At 44.4% G+C, this 18,181-nt stretch carries 12 protein-coding genes; 6 read left to right on the top strand and 6 right to left on the bottom strand.

All coding sequences use genetic code 11. From position 1 onward, the window contains the following. Nucleotides 1–27: 27 nt before the first annotated feature. Together AC1DU2_RS16895 and mutL are read right to left on the bottom strand one after the other, a co-directional pair. A complete protein-coding gene (locus AC1DU2_RS16895) occupies nt 28–750 on the bottom strand; it encodes a rhomboid family intramembrane serine protease (protein ID WP_477385402.1) in 723 nt (240 codons plus the stop codon). A gap of 21 nt (nt 751–771) precedes the next feature. Next, complete coding sequence (mutL, locus tag AC1DU2_RS16890) at nt 772–2,637, bottom strand: DNA mismatch repair endonuclease MutL (protein WP_477385401.1); 1,866 nt, start codon at nt 2,635–2,637, stop codon at nt 772–774. 221 nt (nt 2,638–2,858) lie between these two features. Between mutL and AC1DU2_RS16885 the strand changes: the two genes are divergently transcribed. From AC1DU2_RS16885 to AC1DU2_RS16860, 6 genes are all read left to right on the top strand, one after another. After that, complete coding sequence (locus AC1DU2_RS16885) at nt 2,859–4,493, top strand: amidohydrolase (RefSeq protein ID WP_477385400.1); 1,635 nt, start codon at nt 2,859–2,861, stop codon at nt 4,491–4,493. Continuing rightward, on the top strand, nt 4,480–6,285 hold the full coding sequence (locus tag AC1DU2_RS16880; protein ID WP_477385399.1) for a serine hydrolase domain-containing protein: 1,806 nt from the start codon (nt 4,480–4,482) through the stop codon (nt 6,283–6,285). Before AC1DU2_RS16885 ends, AC1DU2_RS16880 begins: the two co-directional genes overlap by 14 nt. A 426-nt stretch (nt 6,286–6,711) precedes the next feature. After that, nucleotides 6,712–9,156 (top strand): hypothetical protein, encoded by a 2,445-nt coding sequence (locus tag AC1DU2_RS16875; protein ID WP_477355199.1) that lies wholly within the window; start codon nt 6,712–6,714, stop codon nt 9,154–9,156. A gap of 147 nt (nt 9,157–9,303) precedes the next feature. Further along, nucleotides 9,304–11,964, top strand: a complete 2,661-nt coding sequence (locus AC1DU2_RS16870; protein ID WP_477385398.1) for a hypothetical protein — start codon at nt 9,304–9,306, stop codon at nt 11,962–11,964. A gap of 297 nt (nt 11,965–12,261) precedes the next feature. Then, nucleotides 12,262–12,990: a dioxygenase family protein gene (locus AC1DU2_RS16865; RefSeq protein WP_477385397.1), complete on the top strand. Its 729-nt coding sequence runs from the start codon at nt 12,262–12,264 to the stop codon at nt 12,988–12,990. Between the two features lie 146 nt (nt 12,991–13,136). Next, on the top strand, nt 13,137–13,826 hold the full coding sequence (locus AC1DU2_RS16860) for a pirin family protein (RefSeq protein WP_477385396.1): 690 nt from the start codon (nt 13,137–13,139) through the stop codon (nt 13,824–13,826). Nucleotides 13,827–13,849: 23 nt separating this feature from the next. Here the strand turns inward: AC1DU2_RS16860 and AC1DU2_RS16855 are convergent, their stop codons facing one another. The 4 genes from AC1DU2_RS16855 to AC1DU2_RS16840 form a co-directional block, all read right to left on the bottom strand. After that, on the bottom strand, nt 13,850–14,350 hold the full coding sequence (locus AC1DU2_RS16855; RefSeq protein ID WP_477385395.1) for a lipocalin-like domain-containing protein: 501 nt from the start codon (nt 14,348–14,350) through the stop codon (nt 13,850–13,852). 283 nt (nt 14,351–14,633) lie between these two features. After that, entirely contained in the window at nt 14,634–15,065 is a 432-nt protein-coding gene (locus AC1DU2_RS16850; protein ID WP_477355213.1) for a response regulator, read from the bottom strand. A gap of 229 nt (nt 15,066–15,294) precedes the next feature. Next, complete coding sequence (locus AC1DU2_RS16845; protein WP_477385394.1) at nt 15,295–16,413, bottom strand: Gfo/Idh/MocA family protein; 1,119 nt, start codon at nt 16,411–16,413, stop codon at nt 15,295–15,297. Between the two features lie 243 nt (nt 16,414–16,656). Then, the gene (locus AC1DU2_RS16840; RefSeq protein ID WP_477385393.1) at nt 16,657–18,177 is read right to left on the bottom strand and encodes a RagB/SusD family nutrient uptake outer membrane protein; all 1,521 of its coding nucleotides are present in this window, start codon (nt 18,175–18,177) and stop codon (nt 16,657–16,659) included. Nucleotides 18,178–18,181: the final 4 nt, after the last annotated feature.

Raw genomic sequence — 18,181 nt, 5'->3', positions numbered from 1 at the left:
ATAACTCCTGTTTGTTCATAAAAATTGTCAGTTATGCTGCAATCGCCAAATTTTTACCATAATAAAACCAATTAGTGCACCGCCAATGTGGGCAAAATGGGCAACATTATCCGTTGGACTTTGTTTATAAATCAGCCAGAGTTCAAGTAATATATATCCTGGTATAATGTATTTTGCTTTAATTGGTACCGGTATAAATAACATCATAAGCTCCATATTAGGAAACATCATGCCGAATGTTACCAATAAACCAAAAATGGCACCAGATGCTCCAACAACCCGAGTAGTGTAAATATCATAAAGCTTCTGGCCAAGCACCGGTCCGTAAGCCTCAAAAGATGAAATAGCTTCAGGGTGCGCTATGGTAAATGAGCCGGTTATTGCATGCACCTCGTAAGCCTGCACTGCCTGATTACAAATAACCGCCCCAATACCGCAAAGGAAATACAAATTCAAAAATTTTTTAGGTCCCAGAGAATACTCCAATATTGGCCCAAAAGAAAAAAGAGCAAACATGTTAAAAAGGATATGTTGCGGCTGATCCAAACCAGCATGCATAAACATGTATGTAATGATTTCCCACAACTTGAAATTTGGCGAATTGAAGTAGTAAACCGGCAGGTACTGCATCACATTCGGAAAAAATCGACCGACAGAAACAGCCCCGATAAAAACAACGATATTTATAATCAGCAGGTTTTTTACTACCGGTGTGATATTGGCAAAAGGCGATTGGTTGTATCCGTTCATAGTATAGTTAAAGCCCCGTGGCTATTTTTCAAAGCGTTCCATTAATTCGGCCAGCGTAAATGTACTGATTACGGGCTTACCGTTCAATGCCTGGTTGGGCGATTGGCAGGCAAAAAGCTGGTCGATAAGCTGGTTCATTTCTTCCAAAGACAATTTAGTGCCGGTTTTAAGCGCGGCATTGCGGGCTAATGACCTTGCAAGGTTATCCCGCTTATCTACTTTTAAAATGGCCATATTGTTTTTAAACCCTTCCAGTAAATGTTCTAAAAGTTCGTGCTCGTCAACATTGCTCAAATCGGCCGGTATGCCGTCAACAACAACGGTGTTTTTACCAAACTCGCGGATGTCAAAGCCCAGCGCTTTAATATCGGGCAAAAGCTCTCTCAATAACTCAAAATCGCTGCCGTTTAGTGTTACCGATTGCGGAAATAAACTTTGCTGGCTTACGCCCGAATGGTGCTGCAATTGTTGTAAAAAACGCTCATACAAAATACGCTCGTGCGCGGCCTGTTGCCCTATCAACATAAAACCCGATTTAATTTGCGATAAAATAAACCGGTTATGGATCTGGAACAATTGCCGTTCGCTGGGTTTGCTTACCTCCTGCTCGTCAACAGCAATGCTTTTTTCATCGTGCATCTGCTGCTGCTGGTTGGTTTCTTTTTTGCTTATCTCGTACAGGGTATCCCAGTTATTGGGTATTGGTGTATTGCGGTAATCGTTGTTGTCCCTCAAGAAAGGATGCTGTTCTCTCGTTCCAGATGATTTTTTCTCTGCAGCAAAGGGATTAAAATCCGGGTTAAAGGAAATGGTGGGCGCAATAATCTCCTCAAAAGGTTTGGGGGTTATCAGGTGCTCAATGCTGTTTTCCTGGTCAAAATCCAAACTTGGGGTAATGTTATACCTGCCTAAAGATCGTTTTACCGCCGACCGGATGATGGCGTAAATGGCCTTCTCATCCTGGTACTTAATCTCGGTTTTGGTAGGGTGCACATTAATATCAATTTTTGATGGGTCGATATCGATGAACAGCACATAAAACGGGTAACAATCATCGGGCAACAATTCCTCAAAGGCTGTAAGTACCGCATGGTTCAAATACGCATCGCGGATAAAGCGGTAGTTTACAAAAAAGAATTGCTCGCCCCGTGTTTTACGGGCAAACTCGGGCTTGCCAACAAACCCACGCAGGTTAATAATGGTGGTATCTTCCTCAACCGGTACCAGTCGCTGATTATAGTTATTACCAAACAGGTGTACTATCCGTTGCTTTAAAGCAGCGCCAGGCAAATGATAAACTTCCTGACCATCATGGTGCAAAGTAAAAAATATTTGTGGATTGGCCAGCGCAACCCGCTGAAACTCGTCGATAATATGACGCATTTCTACCGGGTTACTTTTTAAAAAGTTACGGCGGGCGGGTGTATTATAAAATAGGTTTTTGATAGATATAGAGGTGCCGGTATTAGCCGAACATGCCTCCTGGCTAATTACTTCCGATCCTTCGATAAAAATACAGGTACCCAACTCATCTTCATGGCGGCGGGTTTTTAATTCCACCTGCGCAATTGCGGCTATCGATGCCATGGCCTCGCCCCTGAAACCCATGGTGCGGATGGCAAACAGATCTTCGGCCTTGCGAATTTTTGATGTAGCATGCCGTTCAAAGCACATGCGGGCATCGGTAAGGCTCATGCCGCAGCCATCATCAATAACCTGTATCAATGATTTTCCGGCATCTTTAATAATGAGCTGAATTTTACCCGCTCCGGCATCAATCGCATTCTCCACCAATTCTTTTACCGCCGATGCCGGTCGTTGTACCACCTCGCCAGCGGCAATCTGGTTGGCAACGGCATCTGGTAAAAGCTGAATTATATCTGACATTTAAAAAAATTCCCTTCAATTTCGTTTTCGATGCTAAATTAAATATTTGAAGGCATAACTTTATGATTGTAGTATCAAGTAGTTAGTATCAAGTATCAAGATTTTTGGTTTGGAATACCTTAACTTTGTGTTTAATACAACTTAACTGGTAATTTGCAAGTTATTCAAATTTGCATTCGGTCTTGATACTTGATACTAACTACTTGATACTTAAAACGCCTATGAAAAAACTATTGCCGGCGCTGCTGCTCCTGGCTGCAGCCTGCAAACAAAAAGATTATAATGCCGATCTGCTGATAAAAAACGCGGTTGTTTATACCGTTGATAGCGCTTTTACTACAGCCAACGCATTTGTGGTAAGCAAAGGTAAAATTGTAGCCGTTGGCAACGCAGATACGTTAGAACAAAAATACCTGGCCCATGAAGTAGTTGATGCCAAAGGCGCTGCCGTTTATCCTGGCTTTATTGACGCCCACGCCCATTTTTATGAATATGGATTAGGCCTGCAGGAAGTAAACCTGGATGGCACCAAAAGCTGGGGCGAGGTAGTTGATTCAGTACAGGCTTACTCCACACGCAACCCCGATGGCTGGATTATTGGCCGGGGCTGGGACCAAAACGATTGGGTTAAAAAGCAGTTTCCGGACAAAGCTAAACTGGATAGCCTGTTCCCTATACGCCCTGTAATATTGAGCCGGGTTGATGGGCATGCCATTATTGCTAACCAGGCGGCGTTAAACATAGCAGGTGTAAAACCCGGTCAAGCCATAACCGGCGGCGAGATAGAAACCATTAACGGAAAGCTCACCGGCATCCTGGTTGATAACGCGGTAGGTATTGTTACCCGAAAAGTGCCCGAGCCAACGGCTCCTATTGTAGAGAATGCCCTGCTATCGGCACAAAAAAACTGTTTTGCTGTTGGCTTAACCACGGTTGATGATTGTGGGCTGCCTTATACCATGATTAACACTATTGCCGATTTGCAGCATAAAGGATCATTAAAAATGCGCATGTATGTGATGTTATCAGACAGGCCGGAGAATTACGATTACCTGTTTAAACGTGGCGCGTTTAAAACGCCGGGCCTAAATGTTCGCGCGTTTAAAGTTTATGCCGATGGCGCCCTTGGGTCCAGGGGCGCTTGTTTACTAAAACCCTATGCCGACCAGCCAAAATGGAGTGGCTTTTTGTTGAGCAGCCAGGCCCACTTTGAGGAGGTGGCAACGAAAATAGCTGCCAAAGGCTTTCAGATGTGCACCCATGCCATCGGCGATTCGGCCAACCGGGTAATGTTAAAAATATATGCATCTGTTTTAAAAGGCAAAAACGACCGCCGCTGGAGGATAGAGCATTCGCAGATTATTGCGCCGGAGGATGTTAAACTTTTTGGCGATAACAGCATTATCCCATCCGTACAACCCACGCATGCTACATCAGATATGTACTGGGCTGGCAAGCGGCTGGGTGATAAAAGGCTGAAGTCATCGGGCTATATTTATAAAACGCTGTTACAACAAAACGGATGGATTCCGCTGGGCACAGATTTCCCGGTAGAAAACATTAACCCTATGTATACGTTTTATTCATCGGTAGAGCGGCAGGATTTGAAGGGGTTTCCCGAACACGGCTTCCAGAAGGAAAATGCTTTAAGCCGTACCGAAGCGTTAAGAGGGATAACCATATGGGCTGCAAAAGCCAACTTTGAAGAAAAAGAAAAAGGCAGTATTGAACCCGGTAAGTACGCCGATTTTGTGATACTGGATAAGGATATCATGAAGGTAAAAGGCGCCGAATTACCAACCACCAAAGTAACCCAAACCTATATAAACGGAGTTAAAGTATATGATAAAAAATAAATGGGGCTGTGTCTCTGTAGTACTATTAGGGTTTGCATTATTTAATACCGCCTGCGCACAAAATCCACCTTTTACCGGGCGTGCCTATGTTGCTGAAGAAAGATTGGTTCAAAACTCAACCGTTTTGCTCAACAACGCTCAATATACTATTCCGCTGCAAAAGCTGGAAGATTTAAAAATTGCCAGCGTACATTTTACCAACCAGTACGCCGGCGTTTTTGATAGCCTGCTTAACAAATACTGCAAGGTTCAGGTGTTTGACGGCAATGGCAAAAACCTGAACGCCCTTGCTGCCGATTTAAAATGGTACAACACCATTATTTTGCAGGTAAATGATGCAGATCTGAGTAATCCGCTGCTCGCAGATTTTATTATTACCAACCAAAAAATAAAGCGGGTTATCATCGCCGCGTTTGGGAATGGCGCACTGTTAAACAAGCTAAATAATGCAACAGTGCCGGTAATCTGGTCCGAAAGGGTATCGCCGGTATCGGCTTCATATGCTGCCCAGGCCGTATTTGGCGGCGTGGCCATTACGCAAAAATTAGTCAAAACATACTCGCCTGTTTATAGCAGCGGAATGGGGTTTGTTACCCAGCAAACCAGGCTGCAATACAGCGTGCCCGAGGACGTAGGCATCAATTCCAATAACTTACAGGAGATTGACCAGATAGCCCGCGAGGCCATTACCCAACATGCCACTCCGGGCTGCGTGGTACTGGTTGCCAAAGATGGAAAGGTGATATTTAATAAAGCCTATGGCTACCACACCTACGATAATGTAATGCCCGACAAGCTGACCGATATCTTCGACCTGGCATCCATGACAAAAATATCGGCTACCACCGTGGAAACAATGCAGTTGGTTGACCAGGGCAAGCTGAGTGTTGAAAACACCTTAGGCGATTACCTGCCCCTGGCGCGCACCAGCAATAAAAACGATGTAAAGCTGCGCGAGGTATTGCTACACCAGGCCGGTTTTATTCCCGATATCCAATCATTTGAAAAGGTAAAACCGTCCGATCATAGTACCGATTCATCGGCCGCCTACCCTACCAGGGTATCTGAACATTACTTTTTGCGAAAGGATTATTTTAAAGATGTAATGCTGCCCGACATGCTCAATTCGCCACTGAAAACCCGGGGGCAGTACGTGTACAGCGACGTAAGCATGCTGTTTATGCAGGAGGTAGTAGAAAGCATTTCCTCTATCCCCGAGAATGTGTATGTACAGCAGCAGTTTTATACCCCGCTGGGGATGCAAACAGCCGGTTTTTTACCGCTGCAAAGGTTTAACCCGGCACAGATCATCCCTACCGAAAACGACCAGGAGTACCGCATGAGTTTATTGGACGGCTATGTGCATGATCCTACCGCCGCTCTCAAAGGCGGCGTTGCCGGCCATGCCGGCCTGTTCGCGAGTGCCAACGATGTAGCCATATTATACCAGATGCTGCTGAACAAGGGCACCTACGGCGGCGTACAATTCTTTAAACCCGAGGTGGTAGACCTGTTTACCTCCAAACAATCGCCAGTAAGCAGGCGTGGCTTAGGTTTTGACCGCTGGGACCCAATTGCAGACAGGCACTACCCATCTAAACTGGCTTCCGACCAAACTTTTGGCCACACCGGTTTTACAGGCACCTGCGTATGGGTTGACCCTAAGTACAACCTGGTATACATCTTCCTGTCCAACCGGGTAAACCCCAATGTGGGCAGCAAACTGGGCAGCCTCAACATCCGCCCAAGAATACAGGACGTGGTGTATGAGGCTATCAATAAGGGGATGTAAGCAAGCCGGTGTTCGGGGCTTAGCTTGCCCGAACACCGTTTTCTCAAAATTCGGATTCTGCCATGGCCTCTTTTTAGAGCCCTTAACGAGGGTAAAAAAGGCCCCCCATTATGCCCTCACATGCAACCACACCTCACCAACCTGTTGCCACATAATCGTTAGTCACTTACTGCTCCGTTGGCAACCCCTTTAAACTCAGCCTTCTTTTGCTCCATGGCTTATACCGGGTTTGCCAAATAACCGCACCCTATTTTGCAATGCCAGCAGGTAACATTCAACCTGCAAGGCAGCAAGGTAATTCCTGCCTAACCGTTCCTTTTTAATATAAAATTGTTCCGAAAACTTTTAAGAATATTTTTTATATTTAAAAGCCTTAACCACTTGCTTAACAATGCCTTTACAAACCTCCTTATCGTTTGATTTATCATGTTTAATAACACCGCGCTCGATGTAGTAATTGGACTGGTATTGGTATACCTTTTATACAGTCTGTTAATAACCATTCTTGGCGAATTACTGGCCGCCTGGTTTGGCCTGCGCGCCCGTATTTTGCGTATATCCATCGAAAGGATGCTCAACGATGGCCTTGACCTAAAAAGAGCCGGTGATAAATGGCACAATAAAGTATCCTCGGCACTGGCGCGGTTCTTTTTAAAAGAGCCGCCCTCCTTTAACAGTAGTTTTGCCGGTCTTTTTTATAATTATCCATCTGTTAAATATCTGGCCAAACTTGAGCCTGGCCAGACCTTTATCTTCGGGCAAACCAAACCATCTTATATTACACCCGACAATTTCGCGGCAACGGTTATCAATATATTGTGCGATCACGGTGCCGGCACCACCAAATACGATCAGTTGGTATTCAGCCTCGAAAACAACACCCTATCCATCGAGCCGGAAAGCATTAAACAGCTACGGAACATTTACAATTCATCGGGCAAGGATTTGGATACCTATAAGGCAGGCCTCATAGTCTGGTATAATGAAACCCAGGACCGTACGAGTGGCTGGTATAAGCGCAAAATAAGTTTTATACTGTTTTGGGCGGGCTTCCTATTGGCTTTCGCCTTCAATGTGGATAGTATTAAAATAGCCCACATCCTATCAAAGGATAAAGATGCCCGCACCCAGCTGGTAAATATGGGCATAGCCTTATCGAAGGATAGTACACGATACAAAGGCTTTGTAAGTGGAAACGATACCATACCCTCGCGCGCGGTGATAGACAGCGGCTTTGCCCGCGTATCAAAAGATATTGGTGCGGCTAATTTTATTTTGGGATTAGGGTGGGACTTTTCGGAGATAAAAAAGGCCTCGACCACGATAAAAGATACAGGCAAGTTTGGAGATTACTTAATTTATCAGGAGAAAGTGTGCTTGGCCGACAGTGCAGTAAAGGCTATCCGTAAAGATGCGGCATTGCAAAGGAAAAACATCGCAGCTTTAAGGGTATCAATTCAATGTATAGCGCAGGACACCTTATTAAAGAGGCAGCAACTGAAGTATATTTCTGACGGGAAAGAACAGGTTCCGTTTAAAGAAAGACTTAATAGCGAGATTTCCGATATCGGCACTTATTATCTCAAGATCTTCGACAGCCAATCGGCAATAAAAAAAGATTCTGACGACATCATTCCGCAAATACGGATTTTGGACAGCGCACGTGATGCATTCAATCAAAAGGCGAAAGAAGATTATATAAGTCTGCAATCTGTTGAGTATAAAAATAAAACTGTTGTTATTACCGGCACCCGGCACCTTACTTTTTGGGAAAAGACCGGGCGTTTTTTTTGTATTGGGTTTTTAAGCTGGAGTTTCTGGGGGTTTATTATTACGGGCTTTGCCTTATCGCTGGGTGCGCCGTTCTGGTTCGGGCTGTTAAATAAACTCATTGCGCTAAGGGGCGCTGGTGCAAAACCCAAGGACGATACGGATTTACTTACCGATGCTGTGGCAAAAGGCAACAATGCAAACGCTGCACAATCGTTAGCCCCAACCAGGCTGCTTAGTTCCAATTATATTGCAAGCGCTGTACAGGAATTGAATTACAGGTATGGGAGTTTTCCAGGAGTATTAAGCATTGGGCCGGGTTTTAAATGGGTTGATGGGACAAAAGTGGAAGCTGTTGAAATACATGTAATCAAGGATAAATTTGACGAGATAAAAACAAAGGTTGGAGAAGGCTATCGCAACGCGCCGGTTCATGTTATAGAGAATACAATAATTACAGCCCATTTAGGCGACGGTGATGGTATAATTAATGCAAATTCAAGAATTGGCCCCGGTACGTTGGGCTGTTTTGTCAAAAACAGGGTATTTACAGGCAAGGATTATCTGCTATCGTGCTGGCATGTACTACAGGAAAAGGGAAACGATATAAACAATAAAGGGAAAAAGATAGCCGTGGTTGGCGATGGGAAACTAACCGGCACCCTTGATGTCGGCTTTGCAGAACTTGTTGTAAAACCACCTTTCAGCAATAATTCAATAGGCCTTAAATTCCCTGTTCGTGAAGTAAGCCTGCACGATGCCAAAGAGGAAACCAAGGTTAGGTTTCATGGTGCAAAAACGGGCATATCAACCGGGGTAGTTAAAATTTATAACAATGCGCCTGGCCCTCAAAATATTTATCATCCGTATACCGAAGACTATTATTTAATGAACGATTTATTCAGCATTACAAGGTACGAGGGTGAAATTCCAGTTGCCCCATCAGACAGAGGCGACTCAGGTGCCCTTGTTGTTGATTTAAATGGGTATCCGCTTGGCATTATTGTGGGAGGAGATGCGAATTTTTCTTATGCTGTGAAACTGACAAATGTATTTGCCGACGATGACTTAAAAGACTATTATATCCCTTTTTTATCTTAAATTATGAAAAAAACATACCTCGCTCTACTACCCTTATTATTTGCTCAGTGTTTATTTGCACAAACGAAAATTACAATTGATATAAAAAATAAAAGTGTTGCGATTGGTAATGATCCCCCTTCAAGTTCCGACTATATAAATATTTCGATGACAAAAGGAAATTATCTCGAATTTCAAATAAAAAACACGGAAGACAAACCTTTTGAAGTTATTTTAGAAGCAGGCGGAAAAAAGGATACATTAAAAAATATTGCTTTTGAACATGATTCTTTTAAAATAGATAACTCACTAAAATACAAAGGACTAAACCTAGCCGGCGTTTTTAAAATGTCCGTTGATGGTACCCCAATTAAAAAAACCATAAATCTCAAAGTTGTAAATAGCGCAAGGCCTGTTACTACCGTTGCAGGTACCAGCCAAGCTATTCTCCCCCCAAATCCCGTATCTCCACTCAAAAAAACTGATGGCACTAAAGTTGCCCCGGTGTATCAACTTGGTTTTACTTACTATGATGTGTTTGCTCTTAAAAACACCGTAACAACACGTGACTCTCTCATAGATTCGATCTTGAAAACTTATATACAGGGCTATGATTTGGCTGGTAGCGAAACGGTTCCGCACGATACCGTTATAAAAATGATTAAAACCAACCCTTTTTTAATGGAAGCAAAAGGGGTTCAAAATCGTTTGATAGCGGTAGAGACCTCTTTGAGGAAAAAAGATTCGTTAAACAAGTTAGCAAATGCAGTTAATCCTACAAAGGGGGCGACAGCGCAGGGTGGGGAAAGCCTTGTATCAAGCGTTGGCGCTTCCATAGGTGGCCTGGGTGTAACCACCATCGCAGACGGTATATCTAAATTCCTGATAAAAAGAGGTAAGCAGGAGCTAAGCTTAAGCTTTTTTGAAAAGTTTAAAAAAGCTATTGATGGCTATCCCGATCTGCAAACATTATTTCCAACTACGTATCCACTACTCCAGGCTATCGATAAGGATATTTATAATTATAGCGCTTACCTGCAAAACCTAAGGGAGGCTTTTAAAAAGGATATCAATTCGCTGCCTAAAAGCCTCCCGGGTATTGTTGATAATCACCCTGGCTATTTTAAAAAGCATAAGAAACTGGAGGCCGAATTATTAGGCGCCTGTTATCTTGCGGCCCAGGTACAATTAGAAGCCCACCCTGGCGACATACTGGCAAATATCCCAGATGATATACTTAATAAGTTTGATGGGTTTTCAAAAGACTCCACCAAACACTATTTCAAAGGTTCAATTCAAACATTACAATTATTAAATGGCGCGCTGCGCGATACAGCATCGGGCGATGATGCACCATATTGGGTTGGTATCGCAAAAATCAGGAAGTTGACACAGGACGAGGAAACATTTAAAATTTTTATGGCCCTGCTGTACCAAAAGGCCATGAATAGCCCGTACAATGGTATAGCTTATGACGATAACGGACATTCGTTAGTGAGCGTTTTAAAGCTGGTTGCGCTTAAAATGAATGAGGAAAAAGAAACTTATAATACCTATAAGCAGTTTATTACAGACTTTGGTATCCGGGCCGATCAGTTAAACAAAATGATAAAGGCTGGTAAAAACCAGCCCGATTCGGCATCGGTAGAAAGATACGCGGCTTACTTCAAAGCAACAGTTGGCCTGCTGCAACAAGCGGGCGAAGTGGGAAATTTACCTTTGCCCCGGGTTAATGGGCAACCGATGTCAATTTATATGGCCTTTGGTAACCAAAAATTCAACGAGCGCTTTAAGCCCTACTTTGATATATCAAACTATATAGCAGATATGACTGTTGATATAAGCCGTAAAAACTATTCGTCGGCCATTAACAACGCTGTGTTTATTTACAACGAAATAATGGCGAAGTTTCCGGCCACAGATGCAACTAAAAGTAAAACGAAGGTTGCTGCCCCGTTAGCACCAGGCGGTAATGGTAGTGACGTCAATGGATCAGCAAACAGAGATGGCGCCACCGCAGGCACAGTAAGAAATGCAACTGTACCTGTATCGGAAGCGCTTGTAAAAACGCCGCAGGCGCCGGCAAAAAAGGGGGATGGAAAAGCCGATAAGATAGCTGCCCTTAAAACAACAACCGATTCATTACAGCAGATATGGGCCAACAAAACTGCAGCAATAACTGTTAAAGGCAAAGCAGTTGCGGCAACCGCTATTGACTCGGGCGGGATTGACAAAACCAAACAAAACCAGTTTATAAAATACACCAGCTTTATGGCTGCCGTGGCCACTGCTAAAACAAGCGATGAGGTTGAAAATGCCATTGAAGCTGCAGCTTTACCGGTAGGCAGTTACTCCATCAAGCAAAAATCGGCGTTCAATATATCATTGAATGGTTATATTGGGTACGCGTTTGATTACGACAAGGTGAGCCTGCAATCTAAGTATCTTTTTGCAAATGGCATTTATGCGCCGATTGGCTTTTCGGCCACTTTAGGCCTATGTAAAGGTAATAGCGGCGCCTTCACTCTTTTCGCTTCGGTAATTGATGTGGGCAGCCTGGCATCCTATAATTTAAAAGCGGATAGCACCAGTAAGCTTAAGCAGGATGTACGGCTGGAAAGCATTATATCGCCATCGGCACAATTGTTTTATGATATACCCAAATGGCCAATAGCAGTTGGATTTGGCTGGAGGAGGACACCGAAACTATTCTTTTCGGCAAGCGATAATACTTTTAAAGTGATTGACCCCAGAAACGTCTTTAATGTCAGTATATTAATTGATATACCAATTGCAACTATACTTAATTCGCCACACAGGGTAAAGTGAGGCGTTCGATAGTTTGTGAGCCTTGTTAAGTTATAAACACCGCAACGATACGAAGTTTTAAAACTTCGTATTGTTCTTCGCCTTTGTCAAAATTGTGGCCATTGCTATAGTTGTCCCCGCGGTCTTTTCTCTTAATTTTTTCGGGGCATTGAGCTAATTTTTCACGGCCACGCTATGCCCTCTCCCTGTTTTCAACGCTTCGTCGACAGATATCTACAATTGGGCGATACATTTTAGCCCGGAAGCTTGTATATGGATACTTTCAGCTAATAATCACGCTCAAACAATTACCATATCATGGAAAGAAAAACTTTTTTAACCAGCGGGCTTGCGGCATTAGGCTTTGCCGCTATTGCGCCCCTTGCCAATTCGTGCAAAAAGGAAAGCACAAGCACTTCAACAACCAGCACAACAACCACTACCACAAGCGGGACCTGTACTACCGGGGCTTCAGAAACTGCCGGGCCCTACCCTACCATTACGCCATCAAGTTACGTCAGGAGCAATATTGTTGATGGGCAGTCGGGGGTACCGTTAACTATTAAACTCACGTTTACCAATACCAACAGTAGTTGCGCGGCATTAACGGGTGCCCTGGTAGATATATGGCATTGTACCTCGCTGGGCTACTACTCTGAATATACCGATACCCCCGGCGGCGGCTATGCCACTATTGATTATACATCGTCGCATTTTTTGCGCGGACGGCAAACCACCGATAGTAATGGCCTGGTTACGTTTACCAGTATTTTTCCGGGCTGGTACTCTCCGCGGGCTCCGCACATCCACGTGCACGTATATAACTCGTCGGGCACGTCGTTGCTTATCACGCAGATTGCTTTCCCTACAGATGTTTGCAATACCGTTTATACCACCGCAACCGATTACAAGGCACGCGGGGTTCAGGATACGGCAAACACTGCGGATATGGTTTTCAGCGATTCGCTTGCCACCGAGTTATCAACCGTTACGGGCAGCGTTTCGGCCGGCTACGTGCTTACCATAAGCATAGGCGTTGCCGCCTGATTACCGGTAAATATTAAAACCGACTACCTGTTTGTAAGCCCTAAAAAAGGCGATTGCAAGAATCTTGCAATCGCCCCGGCGGCTATTTACCAACACCTGCAAAAACCTATTTCTTAATCAGCCATTTAACTTAGCACCAAAGCCATATGATCCCGCAATCCAAAGGCAAGATGTTTTTATCAGACGAACGCGGACTAACCCAGCATGATTGGTACCGCAGTTATCACACTTTCAATTTCGGCAATTATTATAACGGCCATAAGCAGCCGTTCAGCAACTTATATGTTTTAAATGACGATACACTGGCCGCCGAAGAAAGCATCAGGATGAGTGTAAAAGAACACACGGCCGTTTTGCTCATCCCGGTTATTGGTGCCATAGGGTGCCGGGACCATAACGGCGACCACACCATGATAGAACCCGGAATGGTACAGCTGTTGGCACTTCCGCCCGGTTCGGGGTTCCAGGTTAATAATCCGTACAAAAAAGAAACCGACCTGGTTAATTTTTTGCAACTCTGGATCAAAATAAAAACCCCGGCAAACCAGGATTTCAGTTTCGATTTACCTGCAAACCGGAGCCAGCTGACCGAAATTTTCAGGCTTGGCAACACTATTGGCTACATGGGCCAGTTTGATGGCCGAGCCGAAACCACTCTCCGAGTAGGCAAACCGGGAAACGCCCTGTTTGCCTACGTTATTGAGGGTGCGTTTGAAGTTCAGTACCGCCTGATGCACGCCAGGGACGGGCTGGTTTTATGGGATTTGGAACAGGCCGGGCTGGAAGCGCTATCAAACAACGCCATCATTATGCTGATTGAAATTGCACCACAATAAGTATTGCGCAGCTTGCCCGCCCGTTATGGCACCCGGTTGAAAACGGATACCGGGATAACGCCATCGGGACGGGGCGGTACATGCCAGGTTAGTTTATCGCCATCGAGGGTAAAGCTACTTACACGGGTGGTTTCGTCCCAGTTGGGGAAAGAAGCCCGGTCGGTATGAAAAGTGATGGTGTTTTTCACCGGGTCGACGGTGTAGGTACCAAAATGGCAGCTGGCACTTAAAATGGCCGCCTGGTACTCTTCCGGAGTGCCTTTCGCCCGGTCGCCCGAGGCAAATTTAGTCCGGTCCGACCGGAATATTTCTACCACATAGTGCCCATCAGCAGTAAAAATGGCGATGCCGTGAGGATTGGGGCCATAGTCGGACTGCCGGGTACCGTCAGCAAGTATCTTGTCGGCCGCGGTCAGGCGCCAGGTACCCACAAGTAGCTTGGATTGTGAAAAGGCCGGCATTGTACCAAAGGCCAACGCGATTAATAAAAAGCCTTTTTTTAAGGCATTGGTTTGTTTTTTCATGACATTGCTTTTTTATTGACCAAAGCTGTCTATTACAAACCGGTCCTAATAATATTTTAGACCAGGTTACTTTTATCTTCTACGGATACCACCATTTATTCGACGCCAGAACTTTCAGCCGCGTCGTGGCCAGGCGCCTTACGTTTTAAGGTGATTGCCGGGAATAATAGTCCAGCCGAATAAAAACTGCGCATTCAGCTAAAAACCCTGGAATTGGAAGAGATGTGAAAACATAAACATACAAACCGGCTACAAACCGGCCTCATGTACCTGTTGTAAAGTATTATTTGCTGATGTAAACGGGCAACTTATCGGCCATTGCCGCTTTAACAACCTGTTCTAACGCTGTTTTGTTAACCGGTTTAATAATAAACCCCGAAACCAATTCAAGATCGGTTGCCCGCTGGTGATCATGTGGGTCTATAGATGCGCTCACTAAATAAATTACAACTTTCCTGGACAGATCCGGTGCCAGCCGGGCAAAACGTTCAATAAATCCCCACCCGTTAAGTATAGGCATGTTAATATCCAGCAGGATAAGCTCAGGTAACATATCGGGCTTATCTTTAAACAACTTAAAGTAGTCGAGCGCTGCTTTCCCGTTTTCGAAGGTGACGGTTTTTTTTGCTATCTTATAATTGAAGATCATAATCTCCGACATCAGGCGGGCGATGCTGTCGTCGTCAATTACACAAGCAAGGTTAAAATCATACATGTTGACCTTAAATTCAAAAAGCGAACCAATTTAAATATGCCCGTTTTTAAGCTGAATTTGTTGATGTAATGTGTGGATACCGGGATAAAGTTTAACTATTGGGTAAATAAATTCCCGCATGCCGTTTTGCCCTGCAATCGTTATTTATAGATCGGGGTTTACAGGAGCCCTTTGAAATAAAGCCGAATGCCCTTTAAAATACAAGCATGATTTATTTATGAGCAACGCATTAAAGCTTAATATTAACTTTTGTTCCTGTTTTAGCCGCCAGGTAAATCGCGTCAATTATCTTCAGGTCTTTTACCGCTTCTTCGCCGTCTATTGGTACAACGGGTTGTTTGTTTTCGAAAATAATGCCCGCCATTTGGTCCATCTGCACGGTTTGATGAACGGTAACGGGCTGGGTCAGTTCGCCTTTATGGGTATGCCCCATAATAGGCCCGTAACCGGTAGATGGCAATAACTCGGCAAATCCCTTTTCTCCGTTCAGGAAAAAACGGTCGAGGTTGTTCATGGAGTAGGTTGATAAGCAGGACGCAACAGCCCCACTTGGGAAACCAAGCTGAAATTGAATAGTTTCATCAACGCCCTCCTTAAATTTTACATGATCGGTTTTAGTTTCCTGCGCCGTAACCCAAACCGGGTCTTCGCCGGTCATATACCGCGAACCATTGATGGCATAAATACCAATGTCCATTATAGATCCCCCGCCTGATAGTTGTTTGTTTAACCGCCATTGCGTAGGGTCGCCTATGGTAAATCCGCATAGCCCCTGGAAGAAAAGAATTTTTCCAAACTCACCGGCTTTTCTCATCCTGATAACCTCCAGTGTTTTGGGCTCAAAATGCATCCGGTAGCCTACAAGTAATTTCACGTTTGCTTTTTTACAGGCATCAACCATCTCCTGCCCTTCGCGGGCATTAACGGCCATTGGCTTTTCGCAAATAGCATGCTTACCGGCTTTGGCCACACGTATTACCTGGTCATGATGCAGTCCGTTTGGTGTTATCACATAAACCGCATCTATGTCGGGATTGCTTTTTATGTTATCAAAGTTTTCGTAATTGTAACAGTTCTTCTCGGGTATCCCATACTTACTTTGCCACTCTTTAACTTTTGATGGCGTGCCGCTAATTACACCAACCAGTTTGGCCTTGGTACATGCTTGCATGGCTTCAGCAACGCGGGTTCCGTAACTGCCAAGGCCCATAATGGCCACGCGCAGTACCGGCCCGTCATAGGCTTCGTTATGATGATCTGCACCATTTGCCCATCCCGAAATGGGTACAAGGTGCAAAGCCAGGGCCGATAGCCCAATTTTTTGTAAAAAGTCGCGGCGTGAATTCATAACCAGGTTGTTTAGTTTGTTTGGCGATCACAAATTACTCATTTCTTTAAATACTTTAACATTATGGTTGTGTATATGTTTCTAATGCTATTACCTTTTTACAATTGAAAATAATAGCCCGCAACATTTGTAGTTTAAAGTGAGTCGTACCCCGGGGAAATAATAGAGGAGTTGACAAAAACAAAGCGGCAGGAAACTTACCCGCCGCTTTGCAATCATCTAAAATAAAAAAATTAAAGCTGACTATTTATAATCAGGGTTTTGGACCAATACGCCGCCACTTTTATCAATTTCTGTTTGCGGCAGCGGCCATTTGTAAAACTTATCTTCAAAGTGATAAACAATCAGGGATGTTTTAACATTATTTAAAACATCGCCTGCAATATGCCACCTCAACAAATCGTAATGACGCAGGCCTTCAAACGCAAGCTCAATTCTCCGCTCATGTCTTATCCTTTCCCGCATTTGCGCCTGGGTGTACCCGGCCGGATACGGAGGCATCCCTACACGCCCCCTCAAATCGGCCATTGCTTTATAAACACTTGCATCGGGGCCTACTACTTCGTTCTGCGCCTCGGCATACATCAGCATTACTTCGGCTAAGCGCAGTATAACAGCATCCTGCTGGCTAAGGGTAGAAAAACCATACGGCATATTATTAGGTTCCAAAAACTTAATGGTACCATAACCGGTAGGCCGCTGATTTGAAGGATGGTACACTTTTCCCGGGCCAAAATAAACAGAATCGGCATATACCGTTTTACGTAGCCTTGGGTCGCGGTTATTGAACTGGTTTTTTGTATCGGTAAGCGGCGATGTGCCATATGGCAAACCATCGGTACATTCAAAAGCGTCAACCATGTTTTGCAGCGGGGCGCAGGCATCGTAGTCTCCGTAATACAAATCCCAGGGAGCAGTATTATTAGGCGACAAAAAATTAACAGAGAAAATAATCTCGGTATTGTTTTTTTGTGTGGCGTCTCTGAATACATCTTCAAAATTTGTGCTCAGTTTATATTGTCCCATCAAATCCAGACAAATATCCCTTACCTGGGTTAAAACCGCAGGATCTGGCGTTCCGGTTTTGCCATAAGCAGCAAATAACAGTACCCGTGCTTTTAACGCCTTTGCCGATGAAGCAGCCGCGTGCCCTCCATTGGCATAATACGCACTGGTGCTTAAATTGGCAATGCTATAATCCAGATCGGCCGTTATCTGGGTCAGCACCTGGGCGGCAGGTACTTTGGGCTGTTTTTGGGTAGACAGATCAAGTGGCTGTAAAACCAAGGGCACATCACCATAAATACTATATAATTGAAAATAGAAAAACGCCCTGATAAACCTTACCTCGCCTTCATACACTTTTCGCTGGGCGTCAGAGATATCAGAGCCGTTGTAGTTGCCCAAATTTTGCAGGAACAAATTTACCCTGGCAATACCCGTATAACTATCGTTATAGATGGCTGTTTCATAGCCCCCTGTAGTGGGATTAAAGTTCCCCTGAACAAAATCCTTTGAGCTCCCCGAATTAAACTGGTTATAGCCATTATCGGTAAAGCAATCTCTGAAACCCATGCCAACGGCAAACTCTTCTGGTTGCAGCGCGGCGTAAACCGCGGCAAGGGCCTGGTCAAAATCGCCTTTAGATTTATAAAATGTGGCGGTGGCTATCTGATCCAAAGGATTTAACTCCAGCGTTTTTTTACATGCTCCTAAAAACAGGGATGTTATTAATATGGTTGTTATTATAATACGATTTTTCATGTGG

It is taken from the genome of Mucilaginibacter sp. P4_C11, from assembly GCF_056402115.1.
Note: the sequence above shows the minus strand (reverse complement) of the source record. Positions and strands in the feature narration are given on the sequence as shown.